Consider the following 26,123-nt stretch of genomic DNA (forward strand, 5'->3'; position numbering starts at 1 on the left):
AATGAATAGAATCAGAATTTGTTTCACCTCTACAGTAGTAATTTTTTGACCATAAACTTTATTTCTGATTCGAAATTTTAGAACTAATTCTCGCTGAAAAATAAAAAAAATAATTCCGATCGAAAAACTAGGGTTGACAGAACGTCTAATTGTGATAAAATTTAGAAAAATATAATAAACTTATCCAGAGAGGCGAAGGGATCTGGCCCTGTGAAGCCCGGCAACCTGCGTTTGGCAAGGTGCTAAATCCAGCAAAATGCAAACCCATTTTGAAAGATAAGGTACATTGCCTGCACAGTCTTTCAAGTTGGAAGGCTTTTTTACATTCTCAGATTGCGGTGCATTTCTCAGAAAAAGAGCGGATAAGAAATGAAATGGGGGACTGCAGTGGGAAAAGAAGAACAGCTTGAACTCGTCATCGGTAAATTAAGGGAAATGCTGAAAACGATGAATTATGGGTCTGTAACACTTATTGTTCAAGACGGTAAAGTGATTCAGCTTGAAAAGAATGAAAAAGTAAGAATTTAATCATGTGCTGACTAGACAAACTAGAGGCATTTTAACTTGGAACGGGTTCCGTCATTCTGTTAAAATGTCTTTTTTTTTTAACGGGACCTGGCTGACAGAGAGGAAGAATACACATGCTTACGTATGAAAACTGGCAGGAGAGAGAGGCCGAGTTTGAAGTTGATGACACTTACAAAGGTGCATTAAACGTATTAAATTGGAGCTACAGTCATTACGGCGAAGAAATCGTTTATGCCTGCAGCTTTGGAATAGAAGGGATTGTGCTTGTAGATTTAATTTCAAAAGTAAAGCCGGATGCAACCATTGTTTTTCTCGATACGGACGTCCATTTTAAAGAGACATATGAAACGATCGACAGGGTCCGGGAAAAATATCCGAGCCTGAATATCGTGATGAAGAAGCCGGAACTCACATTAGCGGAACAGGCAGCGGAACATGGAGATAAGCTTTGGGAAACCAACCCGAATAAATGCTGCCAAATCAGAAAGCTTCAGCCTCTGAACGAGACGTTATCCGAATCTGAAGCATGGATCTCGGGACTTCGCAGAGAGCAGTCAGAAACGAGGAAACATGTGCAATTTATTAACAGGGATGACAAATTTCAGTCGGTGAAAATTTGTCCGCTTATCCACTGGACATGGAAAGATGTGTGGCGGTACGTTCACAAAAATGATTTGCCTTATAACCCTCTGCATGACAGGGGCTACCCGAGCATTGGCTGCTCCCACTGCACCGCACCTGCATTTAGTGCTGACGATTTGCGCTCCGGAAGGTGGAGCGGGCAAGGTAAAACAGAATGCGGATTACATGGATAAGGAGCAGGCGCCATGCTTGAATTAGCGGCTCTTGCCATCAGTCTCTTTTTTGCAATGAATATAGGGGCAAGCGGTGCTGCTGCCTCGATGGGTGTTGCTTACGGGTCAGGTGCAGTCCCAAAAGCAAGGCATGCCCTATTGATATGCGCAGCCGGGGTCTTTGCCGGTGCGGTGCTGGGAGGCGGAGAAGTTGTAAAGACAATCAGCGGAGGCATCATACCTCAGGACATCATTAATGTGAAAATCGTGCTGATTATTATTCTATCTGCGACAAGCTCCCTGTTTTTTGCAAACTTGCTCGGCATTCCGCTTTCTACCAGTGAAGTTACGGTTGGGGCGGTAGTAGGAGTCGGCATTGCGTATCAGGTGCTGTTTGTTAATTCACTGCTGGTCATTATGATGTTTTGGGTGATCGTTCCTGTTGCTGCTTTCGGTATATCCTGGATTTTCGGCAAAGGACTCTATAAGCTGCAGAATAAGGGGTTTTTGCATGATCGGCCTTGGCTAACCGGCATTTTGATTCTTGCAGGATTTCTTGAAGCCTTCTCTGCGGGGATGAATAATGTCGCAAATGCAGTTGGTCCTCTTGTAGGAGCAGGCTTAATCACTGTTTCAAAAGGAACGTGGATCGGAGGCGCTTTTGTAGCCCTTGGAGCTATTTTCCTTGGAAAAAAAGTACTTGAGACCAATGGCAAAAAAATTACCAGATACTCAAAGCCTGAAGGGATATTAATCTCGGGAACAGGTGCCGGTCTCGTTATTATCAGTTCCATTTTCGGATTGCCTGTTCCGCTCACTCAGGTTACTTCATCAGCAATTATCGGGCTTGGGATGGCGAAAAATGGAAGCGAAATTCTTCATAAGCATATCGTGAAGAAGATTGTCCGTATATGGATTGTTTCACCTTTATTTTCACTTGCCATTTCTTATTTCTTAGTCAAATTATTTTTAGAAAGTGATCTTTATTCAATCGTCGTTCTTGTCAGTGTCATGCTTGCAACCCTGGGAGCACTCAGTTTGATGAAGGCTATAAAAGAGGAAAAGCGGGCAGTGCATGAAGAAGGCGGGGGCATTTAGCGTTAAAACCAATTAAAATGGTATGTTTAGGAGGAAATATAAAAATGAGTTTACAGCCGCATGGAGGACTACTAATACAAGCATATAACCCGGAGGAAAAATATCAGGAGATCACAGCGCAAATTGAAATTGATGCAATGGCATTAAGTGACTTGGAATTAATCGGCATTGGAGCATACAGCCCGCTTGAAGGATTTCTGTCACAGAAAGATTATGAGCAGGTCGTAAATGAGATGAGACTTGCCTCAGGGACTGTCTGGAGCATCCCGATTACATTGCCTGTTTCAAGGGAAACAGCTGAGAGATTAATAGTCGGAGAAAAAGCAAGACTGCTATACAATGGAGAGGTATATGGCCTGATACAGGTTGAGGATGTATATGAACCAGACAAAGCGATTGAAGCCATAAACGTTTATGGAACGGCAGACCTTGCACATCCTGGCGTAAAAAAAATGCATGAGCGGGAAAATATCTATGTAGGCGGCAAAATCACGCTGCTGAAACGACCAGAAAAACCGTTTAAGCAATACACGTTCGATCCGCTTGAAACACGTGAAATTTTCAAAAGCAAAGGCTGGAAGACAGTTGTTGGATTCCAAACCAGGAATCCTGTTCACAGAGCGCATGAATATATTCAGAAATCAGCCCTTGAAACGGTAGATGGATTATTTTTAAATCCGCTTGTAGGGGAAACAAAATCAGATGATATTTCAGCTGCAATTAGAATGGAGAGCTATGAGGTTCTTCTTAGAAACTACTATCCGGAAGAACGGGTTGAGCTTGGCGTATTCCCTGCAGCGATGCGATATGCCGGACCAAGAGAAGCCATCTTCCATGCCATTGTCCGCAAAAATTACGGCTGCACTCATTTTATCGTAGGAAGAGACCACGCCGGTGTAGGTGATTACTACGGAACGTATGATGCCCAGAAGATTTTTGATCAATTTGAGGAGCAGGAGCTTGGAATCAAGCCGCTGAAATTCGATCACAGCTTCTACTGCAGCAAATGCGAAGGAATGGCGACAACGAAAACTTGTCCTCATGACAGCTCCGCACATATCATTCTATCAGGAACAAAGGTAAGGCAAATGCTGAGAAATGGCGAAGTTCCGCCAAGCACGTTCAGCCGCCCTGAAGTCATTGAGGTTTTAATAAACGGACTTAAAAAAGAAGTCGTTTCATAAGAAGGGAGAAACAGCGATGAGCAGCAATATTGTATGGCACGAATCCTCTATTTCAAAACAAGAGAGACGAGATAAAAATAAGCACCAGAGTTTTATCCTTTGGTTTACAGGGCTGTCAGCATCCGGCAAATCTTCTGTTGCGAATGCTTTTGCACGGACTTTATTTGACCGCGGCGCACAGGCATTTGTTCTTGATGGGGATAACGTGCGCCATGGCCTGAATCAGGATCTTGGCTTTAACGAGACAGACCGCAAGGAAAATATCAGACGGATTGGAGAAGTTTCGAGACTGTTTGTTGAAAGCGGCCAGATTGTCTTAACCGCTTTTATCTCTCCTTATCGTGCTGACCGTGATCTTGTACGAGAATTGGTAGAAAAAGATGAATTCCTTGAAGTCTATATTAAATGTTCGATTGAAGAATGTGAGAAACGCGATCCAAAAGGACTTTATAAAAAAGCGAGAAATGAAGAAATCAAACATTTTACAGGAATCAGTGCACCGTATGAAGAGCCTGCTAATCCTGAAATTGTCCTGGATACAGAAAAATATTCAATTGAAGACTGTGTCAAACAATTAACGAAAACCTTAATTGAGAAGGGTTTGATTTAAAGGTTTTCAACTAAGGTCTGAATATCCAGGAAAAAAAACCTCAAAACATTTGAATTTATTGTTATATTATTCAATAAGAATATCAAATCATCAATGAAGGCAGCTGTCTCATCATGAAAAGCGGGACATTTGCGTGTTAGTAAGGAGGGTCTATCCATGGGAAAGGTCTATTTAGTTGGAGCGGGGCCTGGTGATCCTGAGCTGATCACGCTCAAAGCCATCAAATGCATCCAGCAGGCAGATGTTATTTTGTATGATCGCCTCGTCAATAAAGAGCTGCTTTCCTATGCTAAAAAGGAGGCAGACCTCATCTATTGCGGCAAGCTCCCTGACTATCATTTAATGAAGCAGGAAACGATTCATCACTTCTTAATCCGTTATGCGAAAAGCGGCAAGATCGTAACCCGTTTAAAAGGGGGAGATCCGTTTGTTTTCGGGCGCGGGGCAGAAGAAGCAGAAGCACTTGCAAAACAGAAGATTCCGTTTGAAATTGTGCCTGGCATCACCTCGGGCATAGCAGCGGCTGCCTATGCAGGAATTCCTGTTACGCACAGGGATGTAAGTGCAAGCGTTGCTTTTGTAACAGGCCATCACAAAAATGATGAAAAAGAAGATGAGAAGTGGGCTGGCCTTGCAAAAGGCATAGATACGCTGGCGATTTATATGGGCGTCGGCAATCTTCCATATATTCAGGAGCAGCTCTTAAAAAATGGAAAAAGCAAAGAGACGCCAGTAGCGCTCGTTCACTGGGGAACAACAGATGTTCAGAAAACGGTCACAGGCACACTTGAAAATATTCTGGATGTTGTCTGTGAAGAGAAGATAAAAAATCCAAGTATGATTATTATCGGAGAAGTAGTCCGCTACCGCGAGAAGATTAAGTGGTTTGAAGAAAAATTGCAGACTTCATCTCCCATCAGCGAGGCGTTATAAAATGAAACAAGCTGTATTATATGTTTGTCATGGCAGCCGTGTGAAGGAAGCCTGTGATGAAGCCATTGCTTTTATCGAGAGAACGCAAAAGCATATTCATGCTGATATTCAGGAAATCTGTTTTCTTGAACTGGCAGAGCCTTCTATTGAAGAAGGGTTCGCTTCCTGCATCAAGCAAGGAGCCACAAATGTTGCCGTGGTTCCATTATTATTGCTTACGGCTGTTCATGCAAAAGAGGACATTCCTTTGGAAGTGAAAAAGGCTGCAGAAAATTATCCGGAAGTTGCAGTTACATATGGCTTGCCTATCGGGGTGCACCAAAAGATGGCAGGAAGCATCATGAATCGAATCTATGAACAGGGAAGACCAGATGCAGAATCGATCATCGTTCTGATTGGACGCGGCAGCTCAGACCCTGACGTAGTAAGAGATTTGACAGCCATAAGTGAACTTGTAAAGAGTGAGGCGGGTGTCAGCAAGGTAGAAATCTGCTTTTTGACTGCTGCAAAACCGAGCTTTGATGAGATGCTTTCAAATCTTTCGCTTCTCAAAGAAAAAACGGTTTTCCTGGTTCCTTATTTATTATTTACAGGGCTGCTAATGAGGGAAATTCAGACAAAGGCTGATAAGCTTGATCATAAAAAAATCAGGGTCTGCCGGTACCTGGGCTATGATTCTGAAGTTGAACAAGTTTTTGCCGAGAGAGTGAAGTCAGCAATCAATAATCATGATTCAAAATATACGTTCACATATGGAGAGACATCCGATGCTGCCATTAATGGTTGATGTCCGAAATCGTCTGGTTATCGTCATTGGCGGCGGGAAAATTGCTTACAGAAGACTTACTGTATTTTTAAAGCAAGGTGCAATAATAAAGGTGATCAGTCCGGCCGTGATCGAAGAAATCAACTATCTTCACGCTCAATCACAAATTGAGTGGAAGCAAAAAGAAGCAGATAAAGGCGATTTACAAGAAGCATTCATGATTGTTGCTGCAACTGACAGCAAAGAAGTGAATGCCTGGGCTGCAAGGGAAGCGGGCGAACATCAGCTTGTCAACATTGCCGGTGAGTCAGAGCTTGGCAATATTCAAGTTCCTTCTTTTCATCAGCGTGGGAGATTGACGCTTGCAGTGTCAACAGGCGGGGCAAGTCCGACACTTGCGAAAGATATATCGAAGCAATTTTTTGATCAGTTTGATGAAACGTTTTATGATCGATTAGATAGCCTCTTTAAAGAACGGGAAAAAATTAAAGCTTCAGATCTTAGTCAGGATGAAAAGAAAAGACTGTTAATTCAGCTTGCAAAAAAAAGCATGGACTCATAAAGAGTCTATGCTTTTTTTAATTTAATGACTAAATCCGGATCAGGTGTCACATAAACGGTTTGCTGGTTGTCGTAAATGACGAAACCGGGTTTCGATCCATTCGGTTTTTTGACATGCCGTATTTTTGTGAAATCAACCGGGACAGAGCTTGAGCCTTTTGCTTTACTGAAATAAGCTGCAAGACTTGCCGCCTCTAATATCGTTTCCTCGCTTGGTTCCTGGCTTCGAATGACAACATGAGAGCCTGGTATGTCTTTTGTATGGAGCCAAATATCATCCCGTGCTGCTGTCTTATTTGTCAAGTGATCGTTTTGCTTGTTGTTTTTTCCGACAAGAATTTCCGTTCCGTCACTAGCCGCATATTTTTCAAGAATTATTTTTGCCGGCTTGTTCTTTTTATTTCCTTTTGCTTGTTTTTTCTTTAAGTAGCCGCCGTCCATCAATTCTTCTCTAATTTCTTCGATATCTTTTGGAGAAGCAGATTCAATTTGCTGAAACACGTTTTCAAAATAGATGATTTCATTTTCAGCGAGGCTTATTTGTTCTTCAACAAAAGCAACCGATTTTTTTGCCTTATTGTATTTTTGGAAATATGCCTGTGCATTTTCAGACGGCGTCTTTTGCGGATTCAAGGTAATGCTGACCATTTCCCCGTCATAATAGTTTATGACATCTGCCGTTTTATCCCCGCGTTTTATTGCATACATATTAGCTGTAATCAGCTCGCCGCGAAGCTTGTATTTCTCTGCTTTTTCAGCATCCTTAAGCGTCGCCTGCAGCTTTTTGATTTTTGTTTTATTTTTCTTCAGTTCATTTTGTACAAAACGTTCTAGATCATTGCCTTGCTGCTTCACTCTGTCACGGGCTGCTTTTCCATAGTAATAGCGGTCAAGCATCTCAGAAATCGAAGGGAAAACCTTGCTCGTTCCGTTTAAGTGAGTAAGGGGAAGAATATAGAAATATTCTTTATCACTTGTTTCTATCATAGAAGCTGAGATGTCATTATTCTTAATCTCAGAAACAAGCTTTAAAAAGGATTCCGGCAGGCTGACCCTGCTTGCAAGACCTGCTCTGAACAAAATCTCTTTTGCAAAGATAGGCGAGATTCCGGCAAACTGCTGCATAAGCTGCTGATCCAATTTTCCTGAATTGAAATCAATTTTACGCAAAATCGTTTCTTCTGTCGCTTCAAAGGGATTCAGTTTATTCTGCTCAGGAGGCAGTACATATTCCTGGCCCGGCATAATCGTGCGGTGACGGTTAACAGCAGGTGAGATGTGCTTAATGCTGTCAAGAATCATATTGCGGTCACGGTCGATGAGAAGAATGTTGCTGTGTCTGCCCATTATTTCAATAACCAGGCGCTTATAAGTTACGTCGCCGATTTCATTTCTGCCTTTCACATCAATGTACAGAATCCGTTCTAATTCAATCTGTCCGATTCTTTCTATGACTCCGCCTTCTAAATGCTTTCTGAGCAGCATGCAGAACATTGGTGGCTCACTCGGATTTTCATAGCTTTCCGTTGTTAAGTGAATTCTTGCATAGCTTGGATGGGCTGACAGCAGGAGCCTATGATTACCCCCATTTGCCCGGATGATAAAAATCAGTTCGTTTTTATATGGCTGATGGATCTTTGAGATTCTTCCATTTTCCAGTTCTTTTTTCAATTCTTCTGTTATCGCATATGTAAACATGCCATCAAATGACATCGCAAGCACCCTTTTCTATAGGTAAGTTGGATCAAACCTCCACATTCAAATTATTATAGCATTTTTTTGGACAGGGCTGAATAAATTGACATTATAAGAGATTGTCCTACTATTCCACGTATTGAGAGGTGTAAAAAAAATTCATGAAATGGCATGAAATTGGACCGGAAGAAGTTCTTCAGTCAATTAATACAAGCAGAGAAAACGGATTAACGGAAAAAGATGTTCAAAAAAGAGTGAAGCATCACGGTTACAATGAACTTAAGGAAGCTGAAAAACCTTCAGCATTTTTATTGTTTTTGGAACAGTTTAAAGATTTTATGGTGCTTGTTTTGCTGGCGGCTACATTGATTTCGGGTCTGCTTGGCGAATATATCGATGCTATTGCCATCATTGCCATCGTTTTAATTAATGGCATACTTGGTTTTTTTCAGGAGCGGCGTGCGGAAAAATCACTTGAAGCACTAAAAGAGATGTCAGCGCCTCAAGTTCAGGCACTTAGAGAAGGAGAATGGACAAGACTTCAATCGAAGGATCTTGTTCCCGGAGATATTGTGAAATTTGCAAGCGGGGACAGAATAGGCGCAGATCTGCGTTTGATTGAAGCAAAAAGCCTGGAAATAGAGGAATCTGCTTTAACGGGAGAGTCCCTTCCTGTTTCTAAATTTACGAATGCTCTCTCAGACGGTCATGCGGGTATTGGGGATTTAACCAACATGGCCTTCATGGGAACATTAGTCACTCGCGGCAATGGGGTCGGAGTTGTGGTTGCAACTGGCATGAATACGGCGATGGGACAGATTGCCGACTTGCTGCAGTCTGCCGAGACGATGGAAACACCGCTTCAAAGAAGACTTGAGCAGCTCGGGAAAATCTTAATTGTTGTCGCTCTCGCATTAACTTTTCTAGTAGTGGCAGTCGGAGTTATTCAAGGACATGAGCTCTACGATATGTTTCTTGCAGGTGTATCTCTTGCTGTAGCTGCGATTCCAGAAGGCCTTCCTGCCATCGTAACCGTTGCTTTGTCACTGGGTGTTCAAAGAATGATTAAGCAAAGATCGATTGTCAGAAAGCTGCCTGCTGTAGAAACGCTTGGCTGTGCATCCGTCATTTGTTCAGATAAAACTGGAACGATGACACAAAACAAGATGACTGTTACGCATATTTGGTCCGGCGGACGCACCTGGCAGCTCAGCGGCACAGGTTATCAGCCCAAAGGCGAATTCTTCGTAAATGAACAAAAGGTATTAGTAAAGGACAATAAATCCCTTCAGCAAATTCTTACGTTTGGCATGCTTTGCAATACAGCAAACATTTATGAGAAAGATGATGACTACATTCTGGACGGAGATCCGACAGAAGGCGCCCTTGTTGTAGCTGCGATGAAAGCAGGACTTTCAAGAGAAGCACTTTCCAAGCAATTTAAAATCATCGAGGAATTTCCATTTGACTCTATCCGGAAAATGATGAGCGTCATCATCGAGGATAAAAACGGCAAGCGCTTTGTTATCACAAAAGGTGCGCCAGATATTCTTCTTCAGAAATTAGATTTTGTGCTGTGGGACGAAAAACAGCACTATATATCCTCAAAATACGAAACAAAAATAAATGAAGCGATCGATAACCTTGCATCTCAAGCACTAAGGACAATTGCGGTTGCCTTTAAGCCTGTTTCTGCTCAGGCCGTTTATCATCAGCATGAAGCAGAAAAGAATTTGGTTTTCCTGGGTCTTCAGGGAATGATCGATCCGCCGCGTCCTGAAGTAAAACAAGCAGTAAAAGAATGCAGGCAGGCAGGAATAAAAACGGTGATGATCACAGGTGACCATGTCAATACGGCAAGTGCTATTGCCAAACAGCTCGATCTCCTGCCGCCAAATGGGAAAGTAATAGACGGGGCAGCCCTGTCCGTTATGCCAAATGAGGAGCTAGTACAGATAGTAGACGATATTTATGTGTTTGCAAGGGTATCGCCTGAACACAAGCTGAAAATTGTTAAAGCGCTTCAAAGCAGAGGGCATATCGTTGCGATGACTGGAGACGGGGTAAATGATGCTCCTGCGATAAAAGCTGCTGATATTGGCATTTCAATGGGGATAACAGGAACAGATGTAGCTAAAGAAGCATCTGCCCTTGTTTTAGTCGATGATAATTTTGCCACGATCAAGCTTGCTATTAAAGAAGGCCGGAATATCTATGAGAACATAAGGAAGTTTATCCGATATTTGCTTGCATCCAACGTCGGCGAGATTCTGGTTATGCTTTTTGCCATGCTGCTTGCGCTTCCGCTGCCCCTTGTTCCAATTCAGATTTTGTGGGTCAACCTTGTGACGGATGGTCTGCCTGCGATGGCTCTAGGATTAGATCAGCCAGAAGGAGATTTAATGCAGAGAAAACCGCGGCATCATAAGGAAGGGGTATTTGCACGGGGTCTTGGCTGGAAAGTCATTTCAAGGGGATTCCTGATTGGAATTGTGACCCTGGCTGCGTTTATGATCGTTTATCACCGGGATCCGGACAACTTGATTTATGCCCAGACGATTGCGTTTGCAACATTGGTCATGGCTCAGTTGATTCATGTGTTTGACTGCAGAAGCGAAAGATCTGTGTTTTTAAGAAATCCGTTTGAGAATCTCTACCTTGTGGGTGCGGTTATTTCATCTGTGCTGCTGATGCTTGCTGTAATCTACTATGCACCGATGCAGCCGGTCTTCCATACAGTCCCGATCATGGCAAGAGACTGGCTCTTGGTGCTAGGATTATCAGCCATTCCAACTTTTTTGCTGGCAGGATCACTTTTGACAAGAAAAAAAAGTTAAAATATGCTATAATTCGAAGGGTAATAGCTCCGTCTATTACCTTTTCTTTTGTTTGAGGGTCTTTTTCAGGACGACTCAAAGAGCATACTTATGAGTTGATCAAAGAATTGGATGTGAAATGAATGGTTTGCAGCATGACAGGATATGGGCGTTCATCAATTGGGAATGATAAACTGACCATTACAGCCGAAATGAAATCGGTTAATCACCGTTTTTTTGAAATTAACGTAAGAATGCCTAGACAATTGATGTCCATAGAGGATAAAATCAAAAAAGTGGTCTCTTCTATCATTTATAGAGGACGCGTTGAATTATACATAACAATTGAAGGCGAATCATTGGCAGACCGGTTTATCGAAGTGGATTGGAATTTGCTTGATCAATATGTTCAGACGGCGGCTTCCATGCAAAACCGGTATGATTTACATAATGGATTGCAGCTGACAGATCTCCTTAAGCTGGATCAAGTTCTTGCAATTGGGGAACAGGCCAAAGGGAATGAAGAAATTCATACCATGATCTTTGCGGCTGTGCAGGATGCAGCAGAAAAGCTGAAAGAAATGCGAATGGCAGAAGGTGCACATCTGAAAATCGATCTCCAAAAGCAGCTGGCATTTTTGGAATCTTATGTATCTGATATGGAGAAATATGCACCCCAAGTCGTTATCCGCTACAAACAGAGGCTGGAAAAAAAGATGGCAGAGCTCTCCGAGGGCACAATTGATGAAAGCAGATTGGCAACAGAGGCTGCCCTTTTTGCTGACAGAGCGGATATTGCAGAAGAGATTACGAGAATCAGAAGCCATCTCTCACAATTTCGCGAAACGATGCAAAAAGAAGAATCAATTGGAAGAAAATTAGATTTTCTTGTTCAGGAGCTGAATAGAGAAGCGAATACAATCGGTTCTAAAGCAAATGACAAAGATATATCCAAATGTTCAGTAGAACTGAAAAGTGTCATAGAAAGATTAAAAGAGCAAGTCCAAAATATTGAATAATTCGCAGTTAAATCGTTTATAATGGGCCATTTAGGGCAAAAATAGTTTTGTCGTTTACTAGGGGGAGCGAACAGATGAGTATTAAGTTAATTAATATCGGCTTTGGCAATATCGTCTCTGCCAATCGCATTATTTCCATTGTAAGTCCTGAATCAGCTCCGATTAAAAGGATCATTCAAGACGCCCGTGACCGCGCCATGCTTATCGATGCAACATATGGCCGCAGAACGAGAGCGGTCGTGATTATGGACAGTGATCATATTATACTATCTGCGGTTCAGCCAGAAACGGTTGCCCACAGGCTTTCAAATAAAGACGAGTTAACAGATGAAGGGTAGGGAAAGTTCTGGATATGAAAGAAAGAGGATTACTCATCGTGCTTTCGGGTCCTTCTGGTGTTGGTAAAGGTACTGTAAGAAAAGCTATCTTTTCACAGAATGATACAGATTTTCAATATTCAATCAGCATGACGACACGCAAACCGCGTGAAGGCGAAGTTGACGGTATTGATTATTTCTTTAAATCAAGAGAAGAATTCGAACAATTAATTAAAGAAGAACGTTTGTTGGAATGGGCGGAATTCGTTGGCAATTACTACGGAACGCCGATAGACTATGTGGAGAAAACATTAAGCGAAGGAAGAGATGTTTTCCTTGAGATTGAAGTTCAGGGAGCTTTGCAGGTGCGAAAGGCATTCCCGGAAGGATTGTTCATCTTCCTTATGCCGCCGAGCTTAAGCGAGCTAAAAAACCGCATCGTCACACGGGGAACAGAAACACAGGATATTATCAATAATCGCATGAAGGTTGCCAAAGAAGAAATTGAAATGATGGATGCTTACGATTACGTCGTTGAAAATGATCATGTGGATCTTGCATGCGGACGTATTCGTGCGATTGTCACAGCTGAACATTGCAGACGTGACCGCATTGCACTTCGTTATAAGAAAATGCTGGAGGTTGAATAAATAATATGTTATATCCATCTATTGATAAACTCATGAATAAGCTTGATTCTAAATATACACTCGTTACAGTGGCTGCAAGACGCGCACGTGAAATGCAGGAAAATCACGATCAGCAAATCGTAAAGCCTGTCTCGCATAAATATGTCGGCAAAGCACTTGAAGAAATTAATTCAGGCTTGCTTGATTATGAAAAACAAGACTAATTAAATGGCACTTTAAAATAACAACCTGAAACAACATGGGTTGTTATTTTTTCATTCTTGATAATTCACAGCTATAATAACAATTATAACTTTGGTGGGGGAATGTGAAATGAAGGGGAAGAAAATCCTCCTTTGCGTAAGCGGAGGAATTGCCGTCTATAAAGCAGCAGCATTAACAAGCAAAATCATTCAGGCTGGAGCGGAAATAAAAGTAATTATGACAAACTCAGCGCGCGAATTTGTTAACCCGCTGACATTCCAGGCTTTATCCAGAAATGACGTTTATTTTGATACATTTGATGAGAAAAATCCTGCCGTTATTTCACACATTGATCTTGCCGATTGGGCAGATCTTGTTGTTGTCGCACCTGCCACCGCAAATACGATCGGTAAATTAGCTAATGGCATTGCAGACGATATGCTGACAACGACACTTCTTGCCACGACGGCACCGGTCTGGATTGCTCCTGCAATGAATGTTCATATGTATGACAATCCGGCTGTTCAAAAAAACATTCTGACGTTATCTCAGTATGGATATCAATATATAGAGCCAAGTGAAGGCTATTTAGCCTGCGGTTATGTCGGAAAAGGAAGACTTGAAGAACCAGAGAAAATTGTCACTTTAATAGAAGGTTTTTTTTCTGATAAGGACATGTTGCCTTTAAAAGGCAAAAATGTGATGATCACTGCGGGACCGACTCGCGAAAAAGTAGACCCAGTCCGTTATTTTACGAATCATTCTTCAGGCAAAATGGGTTATGCCATTGCAGAGGCTGCCTATCAAATGGGTGCGGAAGTTACGTTGATCTCAGGTCCGGTTGCGATATCTCCTCCCTCAGGTGTGACGGTTGTGAAGGTTGAATCGGCAGAAGAAATGCATCGTGAAGTATTGAACCGCTTCAATGAAATGAATATTGTCATTAAATCTGCGGCCGTTGCCGATTACCGGCCGAGCATCGTCACTGATCAGAAAATGAAAAAACAGGACGGTTCTTTAACGATTGAAATGGAACGGACAAAAGATATTTTAAAAGATCTGGGTGAACGAAAAGAAAACCAGATTCTCGTAGGATTTGCAGCCGAAACGGAAAATGTGGAAGAATATGCGTTAAGAAAACTCCAGAAGAAAAACCTGGATATGATAGTGGCAAACAATGTGACGCTAGAGGGAGCAGGTTTCGGAACAGATACAAATATTGTGACCATGTACAAAAAGAGCGGTGAAAAAATAGAGCTTCCTGTGCTGTCTAAACAAGAAGTAGCAAAGCAAATTTTAGGAGAAATCAGCCGTCTTGATAAAGGAGTATAAATCATGAGGTTCGCAAGCGTAATCGTTGATGTGAAAGCAATGCAGACAGACAGAGCATTTGATTATCTCATTCCTGATAAATGGACAGGATTTATTAAAGCCGGAATGCGCGTGATCGTGCCGTTTGGCCCCCGCAAAGTTCAGGGGTTTGTGATTGGCCTTAAAAATGAAAGTGAATTTGACAAGGTAAAGCCAATCTCTGAAGTAATGGATATTACGCCTGCATTGACAAATGAACTGCTTGATATCGGCCACTGGCTTACTCAAACAACATTATGCTTTAAGATTTCTGCTTTCGGGGCCATGCTGCCGGCTGCGATGAAAGCGAAATATGAGAAGGAAATCGTCCTTGTTTCAGATGAATTCAGACCGAACCTTCATCCGAAAGTCCTTCCGTGGTTTCAAAGCAGAAGAAGCATTTATTGGAAAGATGTCGAAAAAAGCGATGCTGTAAAAGAATTTCAGCTGGAAATCGAACGGGGACTCCTTGAAGTGATTTACCAGGTAAAACAAAAAAACAAAAAAAAGACTCATAAGTACATCTCTTCTAATGCAGAAATAGCTGAACTAAAGAAGGAATCAGAGTCATGTTCGTCACAGGCAGCAAAACAAAAGCTTGTTCTCGATTACTTTATTGAAAATACCGGTCAATCTGTGCAGCTTCAGGAACTTCTTTTGCAGCTGAACATAACAGACTCTCCTGTAAAAACGCTAATTAAAAAGAACTTGTTAAGGGAAGAAAATATAGAGGTTTATCGTGATCCTTACGAGGACCGCACATTTAAAAAGACAGAGCCCCTTGCACTTACTGATGAACAGCAGACCGCCATTTCTCCAATCCTGAACTCGGTTGAACAAAACCGGCATGATGTCTTTTTAATGTATGGTGTAACTGGCAGCGGGAAAACAGAGGTGTACCTGCAGTCAATCGAGTCTGTCCTCAATCAGGGGAAAGATGCAATTGTTCTCGTTCCGGAAATTTCGCTTACCCCGCAAATGGTCAATCGATTTAAAGGAAGATTCGGGTCGCTTGTGGCAGTACTGCACAGTGGACTTTCAGTCGGAGAAAAGTACGATGAATGGAGAAAAATTCATCGCGGTGAGGTTAAAGTTGTTGTTGGAGCAAGATCTGCCGTATTTGCTCCATTCACGAACCTTGGAATGATTATTATCGATGAGGAACACGAAGGAAGCTATAAGCAAGAAGAGAATCCCCGCTATCATGCGCGGGATGTCGCCGTTTACCGAGCAAAATTACATCAATGCCCTGTTGTTTTGGGAAGTGCAACACCTTCGCTGGAATCGTTTGCCAGAGCAGGGAAAGAGGTTTATCAGCTTCTATCCTTAAAAGAGCGTGTGAATCAGCGGCCGCTGCCACGAGTCGAAGTAATTGATATGAGAGATGAATTAAGAAGCGGAAACAGAACGATGTTTTCATCTTCCCTGCTTGAAAAGCTTCAGGACCGAATTCAAAAAGGGGAGCAATCCGTCTTATTTTTAAACAAACGGGGATATTCTTCTTTTGTCATGTGCAGAGACTGCGGCTGTGTGACCGGGTGCCCGCATTGTGATATTTCCTTAACGTATCATAAACATGGTTCTCAATTAAAGTGCCATTATTGCGGTCATGAGGAGCCCATGCCAAAGGTTTGTCCTGAATGCAGCAGCGAGCATATCCGTTTCTTTGGAACGGGAACCCAGCGGGTAGAAGAAGAGCTTGCAAAGGTACTGCCGGAAGCAAGAATTATCCGCATGGATGTGGATACGACCGGACGGAAAGGGTCTCATGAAAAATTATTGACACAGTTTGGCAATAAAGAGGCAGATATTCTTTTAGGCACGCAAATGATTGCAAAAGGACTGGACTTTCCAGATGTAACCCTTGTAGGGGTATTGACCGCAGATACGATGCTGCATTTGCCGGATTTCCGCTCATCTGAAAAAACGTTTCAGCTGCTGACACAAGTAAGCGGCAGAGCGGGGAGGCATGAACTGCCCGGCGAAGTTGTGATTCAGTCCTATTCACCTGAGCATTACAGCATTCAGCTTGCAAGCCATCATGACTATGATACTTTTTATCAGCAGGAAATGCTGACAAGAAAGCAGCATGCTTATCCTCCTTTTTATTATCTTGCATTAGTCACGGTGTCTCATCCGGATCTCCTGAAAGCTGTTTCTGTTACAGAGAAAATAGCGAAGCACCTGAATCAAAGACTTTCAGATACTGTGCAGATCCTTGGACCTGTAGCATCGCCCATTCCACGGATAAACGATAGATATCGCTATCAATGCATGATAAAATACAAGCGGGAAGAAAATCTGCACGCATCGCTTAAAATGATTATCGAACACTATCAGCAGGATATGAATAAAAATCAATTATCCATCAGCATTGATTTAAATCCAAATACTATGATGTAGGGTTTAGATGAAGCATATGCGTCTAAACTAAATAAAATAAAGATAAATCTGGAGGATGTTTCATTGGCTATAAAACCAATTGTCGTGCACCCGGCAGAAGTGCTGGAGCAGGAATGCGAACTTGTCACCGTCTTTGACAGAAAGCTTTCAAAGTTATTAAAAGACATGTATGATACAATGATTGAACTTGACGGGGTGGGTCTTGCTGCTCCTCAAGTGGGAATACCCATTCAAGCCGCTGTTGTTGACATAGATGATCATCATGGAACAATTGAACTGATTAATCCAGTTATTTTAGAAAAGAGCGGGTCTCAGACGGGTCCAGAAGGCTGCTTAAGCTTCCCGGGTTTATATGGCGAAGTAGAACGCAGCGATTTTGTGAAAGTAAGAGCTCAAAATCGAAAAGGCAAACCATTTGTCATTGAAGCAAATGGTTTTTTGGCTAGAGCATTACAGCATGAAATTGATCACCTTCACGGAATTTTATTTACGTCTAAAGTGAAAAAATATATTAATGAAGAAGAGCTAGAAGAATTGGAAGGATGATTGGCATGACAAGAATCGTTTTTATGGGAACGCCTGATTTTTCAGTTCCTGTTTTAAAAAGACTCGTGGCAGAAGGATATGAAGTTGTTGGAGTTGTTACTCAGCCTGACCGCCCTAAAGGCCGTAAAAAAACACTGACACCTCCTCCAGTAAAAGTAGAAGCGGAAAAACAGAAGATTCCTGTGCTCCAGCCGGAAAAAATCAGAGATAAAAAAGAGCTTGAACAAGTGCTTGCTCTTAAACCGGATCTGGTCGTAACAGCTGCATTCGGCCAAATTCTGCCGAATGAATTATTAGAAGCCCCCAAGTTCGGGTGCATAAATGTTCATGCCTCCTTGCTGCCTGAGCTAAGAGGCGGAGCTCCTATTCATTATTCCATTCTTCAGGGCAAAAAGAAAACGGGCATCACGATCATGTATATGGTCGAAAAACTTGATGCCGGCGATATCCTGACTCAGGCAGAAGTGACAATAGAAGAGCGGGATCATGTAGGAACTCTTCATGATAAACTGAGTGCTGCCGGAGCAGATCTATTGGCAGAAACGCTGCCCCTGCTGCTTGAAGGAAAGCTGACTCCCCGCAAGCAGGATAATGAAAAAGCGACATTCGCATCGAACATCAAGCGGGAACAAGAGAAGATTGACTGGACGAAAAGCGGCCAGGAAATCTATGATCATATCCGGGGTCTGCATCCGTGGCCAGTTGCCTATACCCACATGAATAATCAAGCTGTGAAAATTTGGTGGGGTGAAAAACTGCCGAATAAAAACACTGCAGCACCTGGTACAATCATTGGAATCGATTCTGATGGGTTTGTTGTGGCAACTGGTGACAGCACGGCAATCAAAATTACAGAGCTCCAGCCATCCGGAAAGAAAAAGATGAGCGGAGAAGATTTTCTGAGAGGCACGCAAATGCAGGCAGGAGAAAAGTTGGGAGAGCAAAATGAAGAAAACAAATAATGTCCGCGAGGTTGCTTTGGAAACACTGCTGACAATTGAAAAAAATCAGGCATACAGCCATCTTCTTTTAAATTCTATGATAAAGAAGAATAACGTGAAAGAAATCGATATTCCTCTGCTGACTGAAATGGTTTATGGAACACTGCAGCGCAAAGATACGATTGATTTTTACCTGTCACCGTTTTTGAAAAATGCCAAAAAGACAGAACAATGGGTCATGAATCTGCTTCGCCTTTCAGTTTATCAAATGGTCTATCTTGACAGGGTGCCTGAGAGAGCCGTATTATTTGAAGCTGTGGAAATTGCCAAATCCCGCGGGCATAAAGGGATTGCCTCTTTTGTAAACGGGATTTTAAGGTCGCTTCAGCGAGAAGGTGTACCTGCCTTTGATTCCATTAAAGATGAAGGAAAACGGATTGCAGTAGAAACAAGTCATCCGCTCTGGCTTGTTCAGCGCTGGATCGACCAGCTTGGAATCATTGAGACCAGAAAAATGTGCGAGGCAAATATCACACCGCCAAGTGTGACAGCACGGGTGAATCAAATGAAACAATCACCTGAGGAATTGATGGACATGCTTCTGCAAAAAGGAATCCAAACTGAGAAAGGCGACCTGACAGAAGACGCCATAAAAAGCCTGAAGGGAAATCTTGCTCAAACAGAAGAATTTAAAAAGGGCTGTTTTACAATCCAGGATGAAAGCTCAATGCTTGTAGCACGAACGCTTGGATTGCAAAAAGGCGACAATGTGCTGGATGCATGCGCTGCACCAGGCGGGAAATCAACTCATATTGCTGAAATCCTCGAAAACACAGGATCTGTTCATTCACTTGATCTGCATGAGCATAAAGTGAAATTAATTCAAGAGCAGGCACACCGTCTTCACCTGAGCAATATTGAAACAGAGGCGCTTGACAGCAGGAAGGCTCATACCCGATTTGAAAACGGCCAGTTTGATAAAATTTTAGTTGATGCACCTTGTTCAGGATTTGGCGTCATCCGCCGAAAACCGGATATTAAATATTCTAAAACAAAAGAGGATGTAGGCCGTCTTTCCGAAATTCAGCTGGCAATTCTTTCTTCAGTCGCGCCTTTATTGAAAAAAGATGGTACACTAATCTATAGCACATGTACAATTGATCATGAAGAAAATGGACAAGTCGTACAGGCATTTTTAGAAAAACACAGTGATTACGAGCTCGATCATTCATTAATTGACCGTTTGCCGCAGCCTGCAAAAGCATTTGCTGCTGATGGACAGCTTCAAATATTGCCGCATTATTTCGGCACGGACGGATTTTATATAGCAAGCTTAAGAAAGAAGGTGTAAAAATGGAAGAGGTAAAACGCACAAAAAAAACAGTCACCAAAGAACAAGTAAAACCTTCCATTTATTCTCTTGAACTCGGAGAATTGCAAGATTGGTTAACAGAGAAAGGCGAGAAGCCGTTCAGGGCTGCTCAAATTTTTGACTGGCTTTATATCAAAAGAGCAGTTTCTTTTGAAGAAATGTCTAATTTATCGAAAACGCTGAGAAGCAAGCTTGATGAGCATTTCGTTTTAACAACCCTTAAAACAATCATTCAGCAAACTTCAAATGACGGTACAATGAAGTTCTTATTTGAACTTCATGACGGATATTCGATTGAAACCGTACTGATGCGTCATGAATATGGAAATTCGGTTTGTGTAACAACTCAGGTCGGATGCCGGATTGGTTGTACGTTCTGTGCATCAACACTTGGCGGGTTAAAACGGAATTTAGAAGCAGGAGAAATCGTTGCTCAGGTCGTAAAAGTACAGAAGGCACTTGATGAGCTTGGGGAACGCGTAAGTCATGTGGTGATCATGGGCATTGGCGAACCATTTGACAATTATGATGAAATGATGGGATTCCTTAAAATCATTAATCATGATGATGGATTAAATATTGGAGCACGCCATATTACGGTTTCAACGAGCGGAATCATTCCAAAAATTTATAAATTTGCAGATGAACACCTGCAGATAAACTTTGCCGTTTCTCTTCATGCTCCAAATACGGAGCTTAGAAGCCGTTTAATGCCAATCAACAAGGCATACAAGCTTCCTGAACTGATGGAAGCCATTGAGTATTATGTGAATAAAACAGGCCGCCGTGTAAGTTTTGAATATGGTTTGTTCGGCGGAGTAAATGATCAGGTAGAGCACGCTGAAGAGCTCGCGAAGCTTATTAAGCATCTCAAATGTCATGTGAATTTAATTCCTGTCAACTATGTGCCTGAACGAGACTATGTCAGAACGCCAAGAGAACAGATTGATCTGTTTGAGAAGACATTGAAAAAACGCGGCATAAACGTAACGACCAGACGTGAACAGGGACACGACATTGATGCAGCATGCGGTCAGCTTAGAGCGAAGGAGCGCAAAGAAGAGACGAGGTGACTTCATGGAAACCGTTATTGTAACAGACAGGGGAAAAGTAAGGCAGCATAATGAAGACAGTGTTGGCGTCTTTGAAAATGAAGACAAGGATGTGCTGGCAGTTGTTGCAGATGGTATGGGAGGTCACTTAGCAGGGGATGTTGCAAGTCAGATGACGATTGCAACTTTAAAAGAAATGTGGGAATCAGCTTCCCGCATTTCTTCCCCTGACCTTGCTGTACATTGGCTGAAAGAGCATATCGAAAAAGTGAATGCTATTTTGCTTGAGCATGCATTGACACATCCAGACTGTAAAGGAATGGGGACAACGGTAGTTGCGGCAATCTGCACAGAAAGTTTTGCCACAATCGGTCATATCGGCGACAGCCGGGGTTATTTATGCAACACTGACGGTTTTAAACAAATTACCGAGGATCATTCACTTGTAAATGAACTCGTGCGATCAGGACAGATTTCAAAGGAAGATGCAGAACATCATCCAAGAAAAAATGTTCTTGTAAGGGCTTTAGGGACAGAAGAACACGTTGAACTTGATCTGACATCCATTTGTCTTGAGGAATCAGATATTCTGCTTTTATGTTCCGACGGACTATCCAACAAAGTCGGCGAGAGTGAAATGGAGCAGACGCTTACTTCTCCCGGGTCACTCGAGGAAATCGCATTATCTTTGGTTAATCAGGCAAATGATAATGGAGGAGAGGATAATATTTCACTCGTCATTGTCAAACAGCTGTCTGAAATCAAAGAGGGTGATCAGACGTGTTAATTGGCAAGCGATTAAGCGGCAGGTATAAAATTCTTCGGGTTATTGGCGGCGGAGGAATGGCAAACGTATATTTGGCGCGGGATATGATCTTAGATCGAGATGTTGCAATGAAAGTTCTAAGATTTGATTTTTCAAATGATGATGAATTTATTAAGAGATTCAGACGAGAGGCTCAATCAGCAACTAGTCTTGCCCATCCGAATATCGTCAGTATTTTTGATGTTGGAGAAGAGGATGGCATTTATTACATCGTCATGGAGTACGTTGAAGGCAATACGTTAAAACAATACATACAGCAATATGCACCCCTTCATCCAAGAGAAGCTTTAAATATCATGGAGCAAATCGTATCCGCGATAGCACACGCCCATGAAAATCATATTGTTCATCGTGATATAAAGCCGCACAATATTTTGATCGATCCGCATGGTAATGTGAAGGTAACCGACTTCGGCATCGCAATGGCACTCAGCTCTACAACAATTACCCAGACGAACTCTGTACTGGGCTCTGTTCATTATTTGTCGCCAGAGCAGGCGCGCGGAGGAATGGCCAATAAAAAATCAGATATATATTCCCTTGGAATCGTTCTTTTTGAACTGCTTACAGGCAGACTTCCGTTTGACGGCGAATCTGCCATTTCCATTGCGCTGAAACATCTGCAGTCAGAAACTCCTTCTGCAAAACGGTGGAATGCCACAATACCGCAGAGTGTGGAGAATATCATTTTAAAGGCAATGGCCAAAGATACCTTTCACAGATATGAATCCGCTGAAGAAATGGAAGAAGATATCTCAACTGCCCTGAAACCAGAACGGCTTAACGAAGAAAAATTCGTCATTCCGGAAGATAATGAAGCCACAAAAGCGATTCCGATCATTACGGATTCCAATATGTATGAAAAAACCGACGATACAATGGTCCGTGCTCCTGAGAACATAGGAGGAGATGAATCAAAAAAGCCGGTTAAAGAGGCAAATAAAAAAGGCAAAAAAGAAAAAAAGAAAAAGAACAAAGCCGGCATGGTTATACTGACAATCTTTATTCTGCTTTTGGTCGCCGGTGTTGCCGCGGTAACGATTGTCCCTAAACTGTTTATGCCAAAGGATATTGAAGTGCCTGATTTAACGGGTATGCAATATGAAGAAGCGGTTGAACAGCTGATTGCTGCCAAATTTGTTGTGGATGATCCTATTTTTATTGAAGATGAAGAAATTCAGGAAGGTTATGTTGTAAAAACAAAACCTGAAGCGGGAAAAACCGTAAAAGAAGGGGATACAATCATCATTTATGAAAGCTCCGGCAAAGAAAAGGCAGAGCTCGATGATTATGTGAACCGTGATATTAACCGGGTCCGCGATCTTCTTGAAAGAAAAGGGTTTACAAATATTAAAATTGAAGAAGAATTTAATGAAGCAGCAGCGGGAACGATTTTAGAACAGGACCCTGAACCTGGAGTTGAGGTCATTCCGGGAGAAGATGAACTGGTCTTAACGGTAAGCAAAGGACCTGAGGAGTTTGAGCTCCAGGATTTGACAGGGTATTCAGAGGAAGCCTTAAATGCTTATGTTGAAGAAAATGATCTGGAATTGGTCCGGAAAGATGTTTATTCAAACACGGTAAGCAAAGGAGAAGTCGTCAAACAATCTCCTGGACCCTCTGAAAAAGTACTGCCTGGAGATACGCTTGAAGCGACAATATCGCTTGGTCCTGAACCATTGCCAATTCAAAAAGTGAAGAAAAAGATCGAAATACCTTATCCGCCAGAGCTTGCGGGACAGCCAGCCGAGGTCAGTATTAACATAGATGATGCAGAGCATTCTATATCAGATGTGTTTGATAAGTTTACGATCACTGAGAACACTTCACGTGACATAGAATTTTCGATAGAACCTGGTGATAAAGCATTTTATCAGGTTATCATTGACAATCGGGTTGTGAAATCTGAAATCATTCTTTACCCTGAGTAAGTCCCTGCAGCATCAAGGAGGAAATGTATGCCTAAAGGCAAAATTATTAAAGCGTTAAGCGGATTTTATTATTGTCTTGATGGAGAACGGACGATTCAGTGCCGCGGACGCGGAGTCTTCCGCAAAAATAAAGTAACCCCGCTCGTTGGCGACGAAGTCATTTATGATTACGAAAATGAACGGGAAGGCACCATCCAGGAGGTATTGGACAGAAAAAATGAGCTTGTGCGTCCTCCGATTGCAAATGTCGATCAGGCCATCCTTGTATTTTCAGCTGTTGAGCCTGATTTCAGCACGGTGCTGCTGGACCGCTTTTTGGTTCTGATTGAATCAAACGAAATTGAGCCAATTATTTGTATCAGCAAAACCGATTTGATTGAAGATGAAAAACAAAAGAATGAGATTTTTGCCTATGCGGATGATTACCGCAAAATGGGATATGAAGTGAGGCTGACTTCTACCCTTGAAGCTGATGGCATTGCCGGGCTGCTGCCATTGTTAAATGACCGCATTTCTGTATTTGCCGGACAGTCGGGTGTCGGAAAATCATCTCTTTTAAATGTGCTGCGCCCTGAACTTGCCCTTAAAACGAGCGATATCTCTGCCCATTTAGGCCGCGGAAAGCATACAACAAGACATGTAGAGCTAATTCCTGTCGGATCAGGACTAGTAGCAGATACACCTGGCTTCAGTTCATTGGAATTTATGAATATCGAAGTTGAAGATCTTTCGTATTGTTTTCCGGAAATGAGAGAAAAAAGCGATCAATGTAAATTCAGAGCCTGCACACATGTGTCAGAGCCGAAATGTGCGGTTAAGATTGCAGTTGAAAAAGGGGAAATCCCCAAATACCGGTATGACCATTATTTGAGTTTTATTGAAGAAATTAAGGATAGAAAGCCGAGGTACTAACCATGATTAAAATTGCACCATCGATTCTTTCAGCTGACTTTTCCCGCCTTGGAGCAGAAATTGAGGATGTTGAAAGAGGGGGAGCGGATTATATTCATGTCGATGTGATGGACGGTCATTTTGTACCTAATATCACAATCGGACCGCTGATTGTTGAAGCGATCAGACCGGTTACAAAGCTCCCTATAGATGTTCATTTAATGATTGAGAATCCTGATGCTTTCATTGGTACGTTTGCTAAAATGGGGGCGGATATCATAACTGTACACGCAGAAGCATGCCCTCATCTGCACCGGACAATTCAGCTGATCAAGTCTGAAGGTGTAAAAGCGGGGGTAGTTCTTAATCCTCATACACCTGCTGAAGTCATTAAACACGTTATAGACGAACTTGACATGGTTCTTCTTATGACCGTGAATCCAGGGTTCGGCGGTCAATCGTTTATTCATTCTGTGCTGCCGAAAATCACTGAAGTAGCAAATATGGTGAAAGACCGCGGATTGCATACGGAAATCGAAGTGGATGGCGGAGTTAATGCAGAGACTGCCAGACTTTGCATTGAGGCAGGTGCAAATGTCCTTGTTGCGGGTTCTGCTATATACAATCAGCAGGATCGCATGAAAGCCATCCGTGAAATAAGAAATGCTTAAGAACCGCTTTTGCGGTTCTTTTTTTAAAGCACATGAAAAATCAATTAAATAATATTATTATGTAAACTAGATAAGGTGAGTGAAATGAAATCAATCTACATTGTTGCAGGAGGACCGAAAAGGTACATACCAACTTTAGCAAGCTATGACAAAGATTCAGTTATCTGGATCGGTGTGGACAGGGGAGTTATTTTCCTGCAGGATGCAGGCATTACTCCCGACAGAGCTTTTGGAGACTTTGATTCCATTTCAGATCATGAGCGTGAGGATTTAGCGAAATCATCTCTTGATATGAACTTGTTTCCGTCAGAAAAAGATCAAACCGATACGGAGATTGCTTTAGAATGGGCAATTTTACAGGAACCGGATGAAATTTATTTATTCGGTTCGACAGGAGGAAGACTGGATCATTTTCTTGCGAATACTCAGCTGCTGGCAAAATATCCGGTTGCACCAATTAAAATCATTGATCATACGAATGAAATAACAGTGCATTTGCCTGGCACTTATCATATCGGAAGAGAAAGCAGCCATCCGTACATTTCATTTCTTCCTGTAAGCGGTGAAGTAAGAGGCATTACCCTTAAAGGCTTTAAATATCCGCTTTCAAATTGTCATATAAAGCTTGGCTCTACACTATGTATTAGTAATGAACTTATTCTTCCGTTCGGTACTTTTTCGTTTGAGCAAGGCATATTAATGATGGTAAGAAGTACTGATGAATAACTTCTGGAGCGTTTTTTAAACTATGATGTTTAAAAAAATAATCGGGGCTGCACGTGCTTCGCATACGATGAAAAATGAAAAAAACTGATCCGCTGAATCTTTCATCATCATTTTGAACGCATGGCTGAGGAGGGAAAGTATGAAATTTTATACGATCAAATTACCGAAGTTTTTAGGTGGCATCGTCCGGGCGATGCTTGGGTCATTTAAAAAAGACTAAATCTAAAAGCAAAGCGCTCTGGTCATTAAGGTAATATAGA

The 26,123-nt window shown here is 42.2% G+C and carries 26 protein-coding genes and 1 riboswitch; of the genes, 25 read left to right on the plus strand and 1 reads right to left on the minus strand.

The window, feature by feature from the left end:
• Window positions 1-177: 177 nt before the first annotated feature.
• Window positions 178-283, plus strand: a riboswitch (SAM riboswitch).
• Window positions 284-417: 134 nt separating this feature from the next.
• The 8 genes from ABEQ24_RS04875 to ABEQ24_RS04910 all read left to right on the plus strand — a co-directional run bounded on the left by ABEQ24_RS04875 (window position 418) and on the right by ABEQ24_RS04910 (window position 6,475).
• Window positions 418-528, plus strand: coding sequence for a YezD family protein (locus ABEQ24_RS04875; RefSeq protein ID WP_430005983.1), 111 nt, complete (start codon window positions 418-420; stop codon window positions 526-528).
• A 113-nt stretch (window positions 529-641) separates the two neighbouring features.
• Window positions 642-1,343 carry a phosphoadenylyl-sulfate reductase gene (locus tag ABEQ24_RS04880; protein WP_430005729.1) on the plus strand — a complete coding sequence of 234 codons (702 nt, stop codon included), beginning with the start codon at window positions 642-644 and terminating at the stop codon, window positions 1,341-1,343.
• A gap of 12 nt (window positions 1,344-1,355) precedes the next feature.
• Entirely contained in the window at window positions 1,356-2,420 is a 1,065-nt protein-coding gene (locus tag ABEQ24_RS04885) for an inorganic phosphate transporter (RefSeq protein ID WP_430005730.1), read from the plus strand.
• Window positions 2,421-2,464: 44 nt separating this feature from the next.
• The gene (sat, locus tag ABEQ24_RS04890) at window positions 2,465-3,604 is read left to right on the plus strand and encodes a sulfate adenylyltransferase (RefSeq protein WP_430005731.1); all 1,140 of its coding nucleotides are present in this window, start codon (window positions 2,465-2,467) and stop codon (window positions 3,602-3,604) included.
• A gap of 16 nt (window positions 3,605-3,620) precedes the next feature.
• The gene (gene cysC, locus ABEQ24_RS04895) at window positions 3,621-4,214 is read left to right on the plus strand and encodes an adenylyl-sulfate kinase (RefSeq protein ID WP_430005732.1); all 594 of its coding nucleotides are present in this window, start codon (window positions 3,621-3,623) and stop codon (window positions 4,212-4,214) included.
• A 156-nt stretch (window positions 4,215-4,370) separates the two neighbouring features.
• Entirely contained in the window at window positions 4,371-5,147 is a 777-nt protein-coding gene (gene cobA, locus ABEQ24_RS04900; protein ID WP_430005733.1) for a uroporphyrinogen-III C-methyltransferase, read from the plus strand.
• A gap of 1 nt (window position 5,148) precedes the next feature.
• On the plus strand, window positions 5,149-5,934 hold the full coding sequence (locus ABEQ24_RS04905; RefSeq protein WP_430005734.1) for a sirohydrochlorin chelatase: 786 nt from the start codon (window positions 5,149-5,151) through the stop codon (window positions 5,932-5,934).
• The gene (locus ABEQ24_RS04910; RefSeq protein WP_430005735.1) at window positions 5,915-6,475 is read left to right on the plus strand and encodes an NAD(P)-dependent oxidoreductase; all 561 of its coding nucleotides are present in this window, start codon (window positions 5,915-5,917) and stop codon (window positions 6,473-6,475) included. Before ABEQ24_RS04905 ends, ABEQ24_RS04910 begins: the two co-directional genes overlap by 20 nt.
• Before the next feature lie 5 nt (window positions 6,476-6,480).
• Here the strand turns inward: ABEQ24_RS04910 and ABEQ24_RS04915 are convergent, their stop codons facing one another.
• Entirely contained in the window at window positions 6,481-8,187 is a 1,707-nt protein-coding gene (locus tag ABEQ24_RS04915; protein ID WP_430005736.1) for an Rqc2 family fibronectin-binding protein, read from the minus strand.
• A 143-nt stretch (window positions 8,188-8,330) separates the two neighbouring features.
• Between ABEQ24_RS04915 and ABEQ24_RS04920 the strand changes: the two genes are divergently transcribed.
• The 17 genes from ABEQ24_RS04920 to spoVM all read left to right on the plus strand — a co-directional run bounded on the left by ABEQ24_RS04920 (window position 8,331) and on the right by spoVM (window position 26,083).
• On the plus strand, window positions 8,331-11,006 hold the full coding sequence (locus ABEQ24_RS04920) for a calcium-translocating P-type ATPase, SERCA-type (protein WP_430005737.1): 2,676 nt from the start codon (window positions 8,331-8,333) through the stop codon (window positions 11,004-11,006).
• Between the two features lie 122 nt (window positions 11,007-11,128).
• Entirely contained in the window at window positions 11,129-12,004 is an 876-nt protein-coding gene (locus ABEQ24_RS04925) for a YicC/YloC family endoribonuclease (protein WP_430005738.1), read from the plus strand.
• A gap of 74 nt (window positions 12,005-12,078) precedes the next feature.
• The gene (remA, locus tag ABEQ24_RS04930) at window positions 12,079-12,342 is read left to right on the plus strand and encodes an extracellular matrix/biofilm regulator RemA (RefSeq protein ID WP_029281439.1); all 264 of its coding nucleotides are present in this window, start codon (window positions 12,079-12,081) and stop codon (window positions 12,340-12,342) included.
• Window positions 12,343-12,356: 14 nt separating this feature from the next.
• Window positions 12,357-12,971 carry a guanylate kinase gene (gene gmk, locus ABEQ24_RS04935; RefSeq protein WP_430005739.1) on the plus strand — a complete coding sequence of 205 codons (615 nt, stop codon included), beginning with the start codon at window positions 12,357-12,359 and terminating at the stop codon, window positions 12,969-12,971.
• 5 nt (window positions 12,972-12,976) lie between these two features.
• The gene (gene rpoZ / locus ABEQ24_RS04940; protein WP_070879124.1) at window positions 12,977-13,174 is read left to right on the plus strand and encodes a DNA-directed RNA polymerase subunit omega; all 198 of its coding nucleotides are present in this window, start codon (window positions 12,977-12,979) and stop codon (window positions 13,172-13,174) included.
• A 109-nt stretch (window positions 13,175-13,283) separates the two neighbouring features.
• Complete coding sequence (gene coaBC / locus ABEQ24_RS04945; RefSeq protein ID WP_430005740.1) at window positions 13,284-14,486, plus strand: bifunctional phosphopantothenoylcysteine decarboxylase/phosphopantothenate--cysteine ligase CoaBC; 1,203 nt, start codon at window positions 13,284-13,286, stop codon at window positions 14,484-14,486.
• A gap of 3 nt (window positions 14,487-14,489) precedes the next feature.
• Entirely contained in the window at window positions 14,490-16,907 is a 2,418-nt protein-coding gene (priA, locus tag ABEQ24_RS04950; RefSeq protein ID WP_430005741.1) for a primosomal protein N', read from the plus strand.
• Between the two features lie 63 nt (window positions 16,908-16,970).
• Entirely contained in the window at window positions 16,971-17,453 is a 483-nt protein-coding gene (def, locus tag ABEQ24_RS04955; protein WP_430005742.1) for a peptide deformylase, read from the plus strand.
• A 5-nt stretch (window positions 17,454-17,458) separates the two neighbouring features.
• On the plus strand, window positions 17,459-18,415 hold the full coding sequence (fmt, locus tag ABEQ24_RS04960; protein ID WP_430005743.1) for a methionyl-tRNA formyltransferase: 957 nt from the start codon (window positions 17,459-17,461) through the stop codon (window positions 18,413-18,415).
• Window positions 18,399-19,745, plus strand: a complete 1,347-nt coding sequence (gene rsmB, locus ABEQ24_RS04965; RefSeq protein WP_430005744.1) for a 16S rRNA (cytosine(967)-C(5))-methyltransferase RsmB — start codon at window positions 18,399-18,401, stop codon at window positions 19,743-19,745. The genes fmt and rsmB overlap by 17 nt, the downstream gene beginning before the upstream one ends.
• A 2-nt stretch (window positions 19,746-19,747) precedes the next feature.
• Window positions 19,748-20,839, plus strand: coding sequence for a 23S rRNA (adenine(2503)-C(2))-methyltransferase RlmN (gene rlmN / locus ABEQ24_RS04970; protein ID WP_430005745.1), 1,092 nt, complete (start codon window positions 19,748-19,750; stop codon window positions 20,837-20,839).
• A 4-nt stretch (window positions 20,840-20,843) separates the two neighbouring features.
• Window positions 20,844-21,605, plus strand: a complete 762-nt coding sequence (locus ABEQ24_RS04975) for a Stp1/IreP family PP2C-type Ser/Thr phosphatase (RefSeq protein WP_430005746.1) — start codon at window positions 20,844-20,846, stop codon at window positions 21,603-21,605.
• Window positions 21,599-23,575 (plus strand): Stk1 family PASTA domain-containing Ser/Thr kinase, encoded by a 1,977-nt coding sequence (pknB, locus tag ABEQ24_RS04980; protein WP_430005747.1) that lies wholly within the window; start codon window positions 21,599-21,601, stop codon window positions 23,573-23,575. The genes ABEQ24_RS04975 and pknB overlap by 7 nt, the downstream gene beginning before the upstream one ends.
• A 27-nt stretch (window positions 23,576-23,602) precedes the next feature.
• Window positions 23,603-24,487: a ribosome small subunit-dependent GTPase A gene (gene rsgA, locus ABEQ24_RS04985; RefSeq protein WP_430005748.1), complete on the plus strand. Its 885-nt coding sequence runs from the start codon at window positions 23,603-23,605 to the stop codon at window positions 24,485-24,487.
• 2 nt (window positions 24,488-24,489) lie between these two features.
• Window positions 24,490-25,137, plus strand: coding sequence for a ribulose-phosphate 3-epimerase (rpe, locus tag ABEQ24_RS04990; protein WP_430005749.1), 648 nt, complete (start codon window positions 24,490-24,492; stop codon window positions 25,135-25,137).
• 84 nt (window positions 25,138-25,221) lie between these two features.
• Entirely contained in the window at window positions 25,222-25,863 is a 642-nt protein-coding gene (locus ABEQ24_RS04995) for a thiamine diphosphokinase (protein WP_430005750.1), read from the plus strand.
• 139 nt (window positions 25,864-26,002) lie between these two features.
• Window positions 26,003-26,083, plus strand: a complete 81-nt coding sequence (gene spoVM / locus ABEQ24_RS05000) for a stage V sporulation protein SpoVM (RefSeq protein WP_003328987.1) — start codon at window positions 26,003-26,005, stop codon at window positions 26,081-26,083.
• Window positions 26,084-26,123 lie beyond the last annotated feature (40 nt).

The sequence above is a fragment of the Metabacillus idriensis genome (genome assembly GCF_050483325.1).
Lineage (GTDB): Bacteria > Bacillota > Bacilli > Bacillales > Bacillaceae > Bacillus_P > Bacillus_P idriensis_A.

Bases quoted from the DNA above. Each gene is read 5' to 3' on its own strand.
- ABEQ24_RS04915 (WP_430005736.1), bottom strand. From the start codon at position 8,187: ATGTCATTTGATGGCATGTTTACATATGCGATAACAGAAGAATTGAAA.
- rsgA (WP_430005748.1), top strand. From the start codon at position 23,603: ATGCCTAAAGGCAAAATTATTAAAGCGTTAAGCGGATTTTATTATTGT.
- coaBC (WP_430005740.1), top strand. From the start codon at position 13,284: ATGAAGGGGAAGAAAATCCTCCTTTGCGTAAGCGGAGGAATTGCCGTC.
- fmt (WP_430005743.1), top strand. From the start codon at position 17,459: ATGACAAGAATCGTTTTTATGGGAACGCCTGATTTTTCAGTTCCTGTT.
- spoVM (WP_003328987.1), top strand. From the start codon at position 26,003: ATGAAATTTTATACGATCAAATTACCGAAGTTTTTAGGTGGCATCGTC.
- rlmN (WP_430005745.1), top strand. From the start codon at position 19,748: ATGGAAGAGGTAAAACGCACAAAAAAAACAGTCACCAAAGAACAAGTA.
- ABEQ24_RS04920 (WP_430005737.1), top strand. From the start codon at position 8,331: ATGAAATGGCATGAAATTGGACCGGAAGAAGTTCTTCAGTCAATTAAT.
- sat (WP_430005731.1), top strand. From the start codon at position 2,465: ATGAGTTTACAGCCGCATGGAGGACTACTAATACAAGCATATAACCCG.
- cysC (WP_430005732.1), top strand. From the start codon at position 3,621: ATGAGCAGCAATATTGTATGGCACGAATCCTCTATTTCAAAACAAGAG.
- gmk (WP_430005739.1), top strand. From the start codon at position 12,357: ATGAAAGAAAGAGGATTACTCATCGTGCTTTCGGGTCCTTCTGGTGTT.
- ABEQ24_RS04880 (WP_430005729.1), top strand. From the start codon at position 642: ATGCTTACGTATGAAAACTGGCAGGAGAGAGAGGCCGAGTTTGAAGTT.
- ABEQ24_RS04885 (WP_430005730.1), top strand. From the start codon at position 1,356: ATGCTTGAATTAGCGGCTCTTGCCATCAGTCTCTTTTTTGCAATGAAT.
- ABEQ24_RS04925 (WP_430005738.1), top strand. From the start codon at position 11,129: ATGGTTTGCAGCATGACAGGATATGGGCGTTCATCAATTGGGAATGAT.
- ABEQ24_RS04975 (WP_430005746.1), top strand. From the start codon at position 20,844: ATGGAAACCGTTATTGTAACAGACAGGGGAAAAGTAAGGCAGCATAAT.
- rsmB (WP_430005744.1), top strand. From the start codon at position 18,399: ATGAAGAAAACAAATAATGTCCGCGAGGTTGCTTTGGAAACACTGCTG.
- rpe (WP_430005749.1), top strand. From the start codon at position 24,490: ATGATTAAAATTGCACCATCGATTCTTTCAGCTGACTTTTCCCGCCTT.
- cobA (WP_430005733.1), top strand. From the start codon at position 4,371: ATGGGAAAGGTCTATTTAGTTGGAGCGGGGCCTGGTGATCCTGAGCTG.
- ABEQ24_RS04905 (WP_430005734.1), top strand. From the start codon at position 5,149: ATGAAACAAGCTGTATTATATGTTTGTCATGGCAGCCGTGTGAAGGAA.
- ABEQ24_RS04995 (WP_430005750.1), top strand. From the start codon at position 25,222: ATGAAATCAATCTACATTGTTGCAGGAGGACCGAAAAGGTACATACCA.
- rpoZ (WP_070879124.1), top strand. From the start codon at position 12,977: ATGTTATATCCATCTATTGATAAACTCATGAATAAGCTTGATTCTAAA.
- priA (WP_430005741.1), top strand. From the start codon at position 14,490: ATGAGGTTCGCAAGCGTAATCGTTGATGTGAAAGCAATGCAGACAGAC.
- ABEQ24_RS04910 (WP_430005735.1), top strand. From the start codon at position 5,915: ATGCTGCCATTAATGGTTGATGTCCGAAATCGTCTGGTTATCGTCATT.
- remA (WP_029281439.1), top strand. From the start codon at position 12,079: ATGAGTATTAAGTTAATTAATATCGGCTTTGGCAATATCGTCTCTGCC.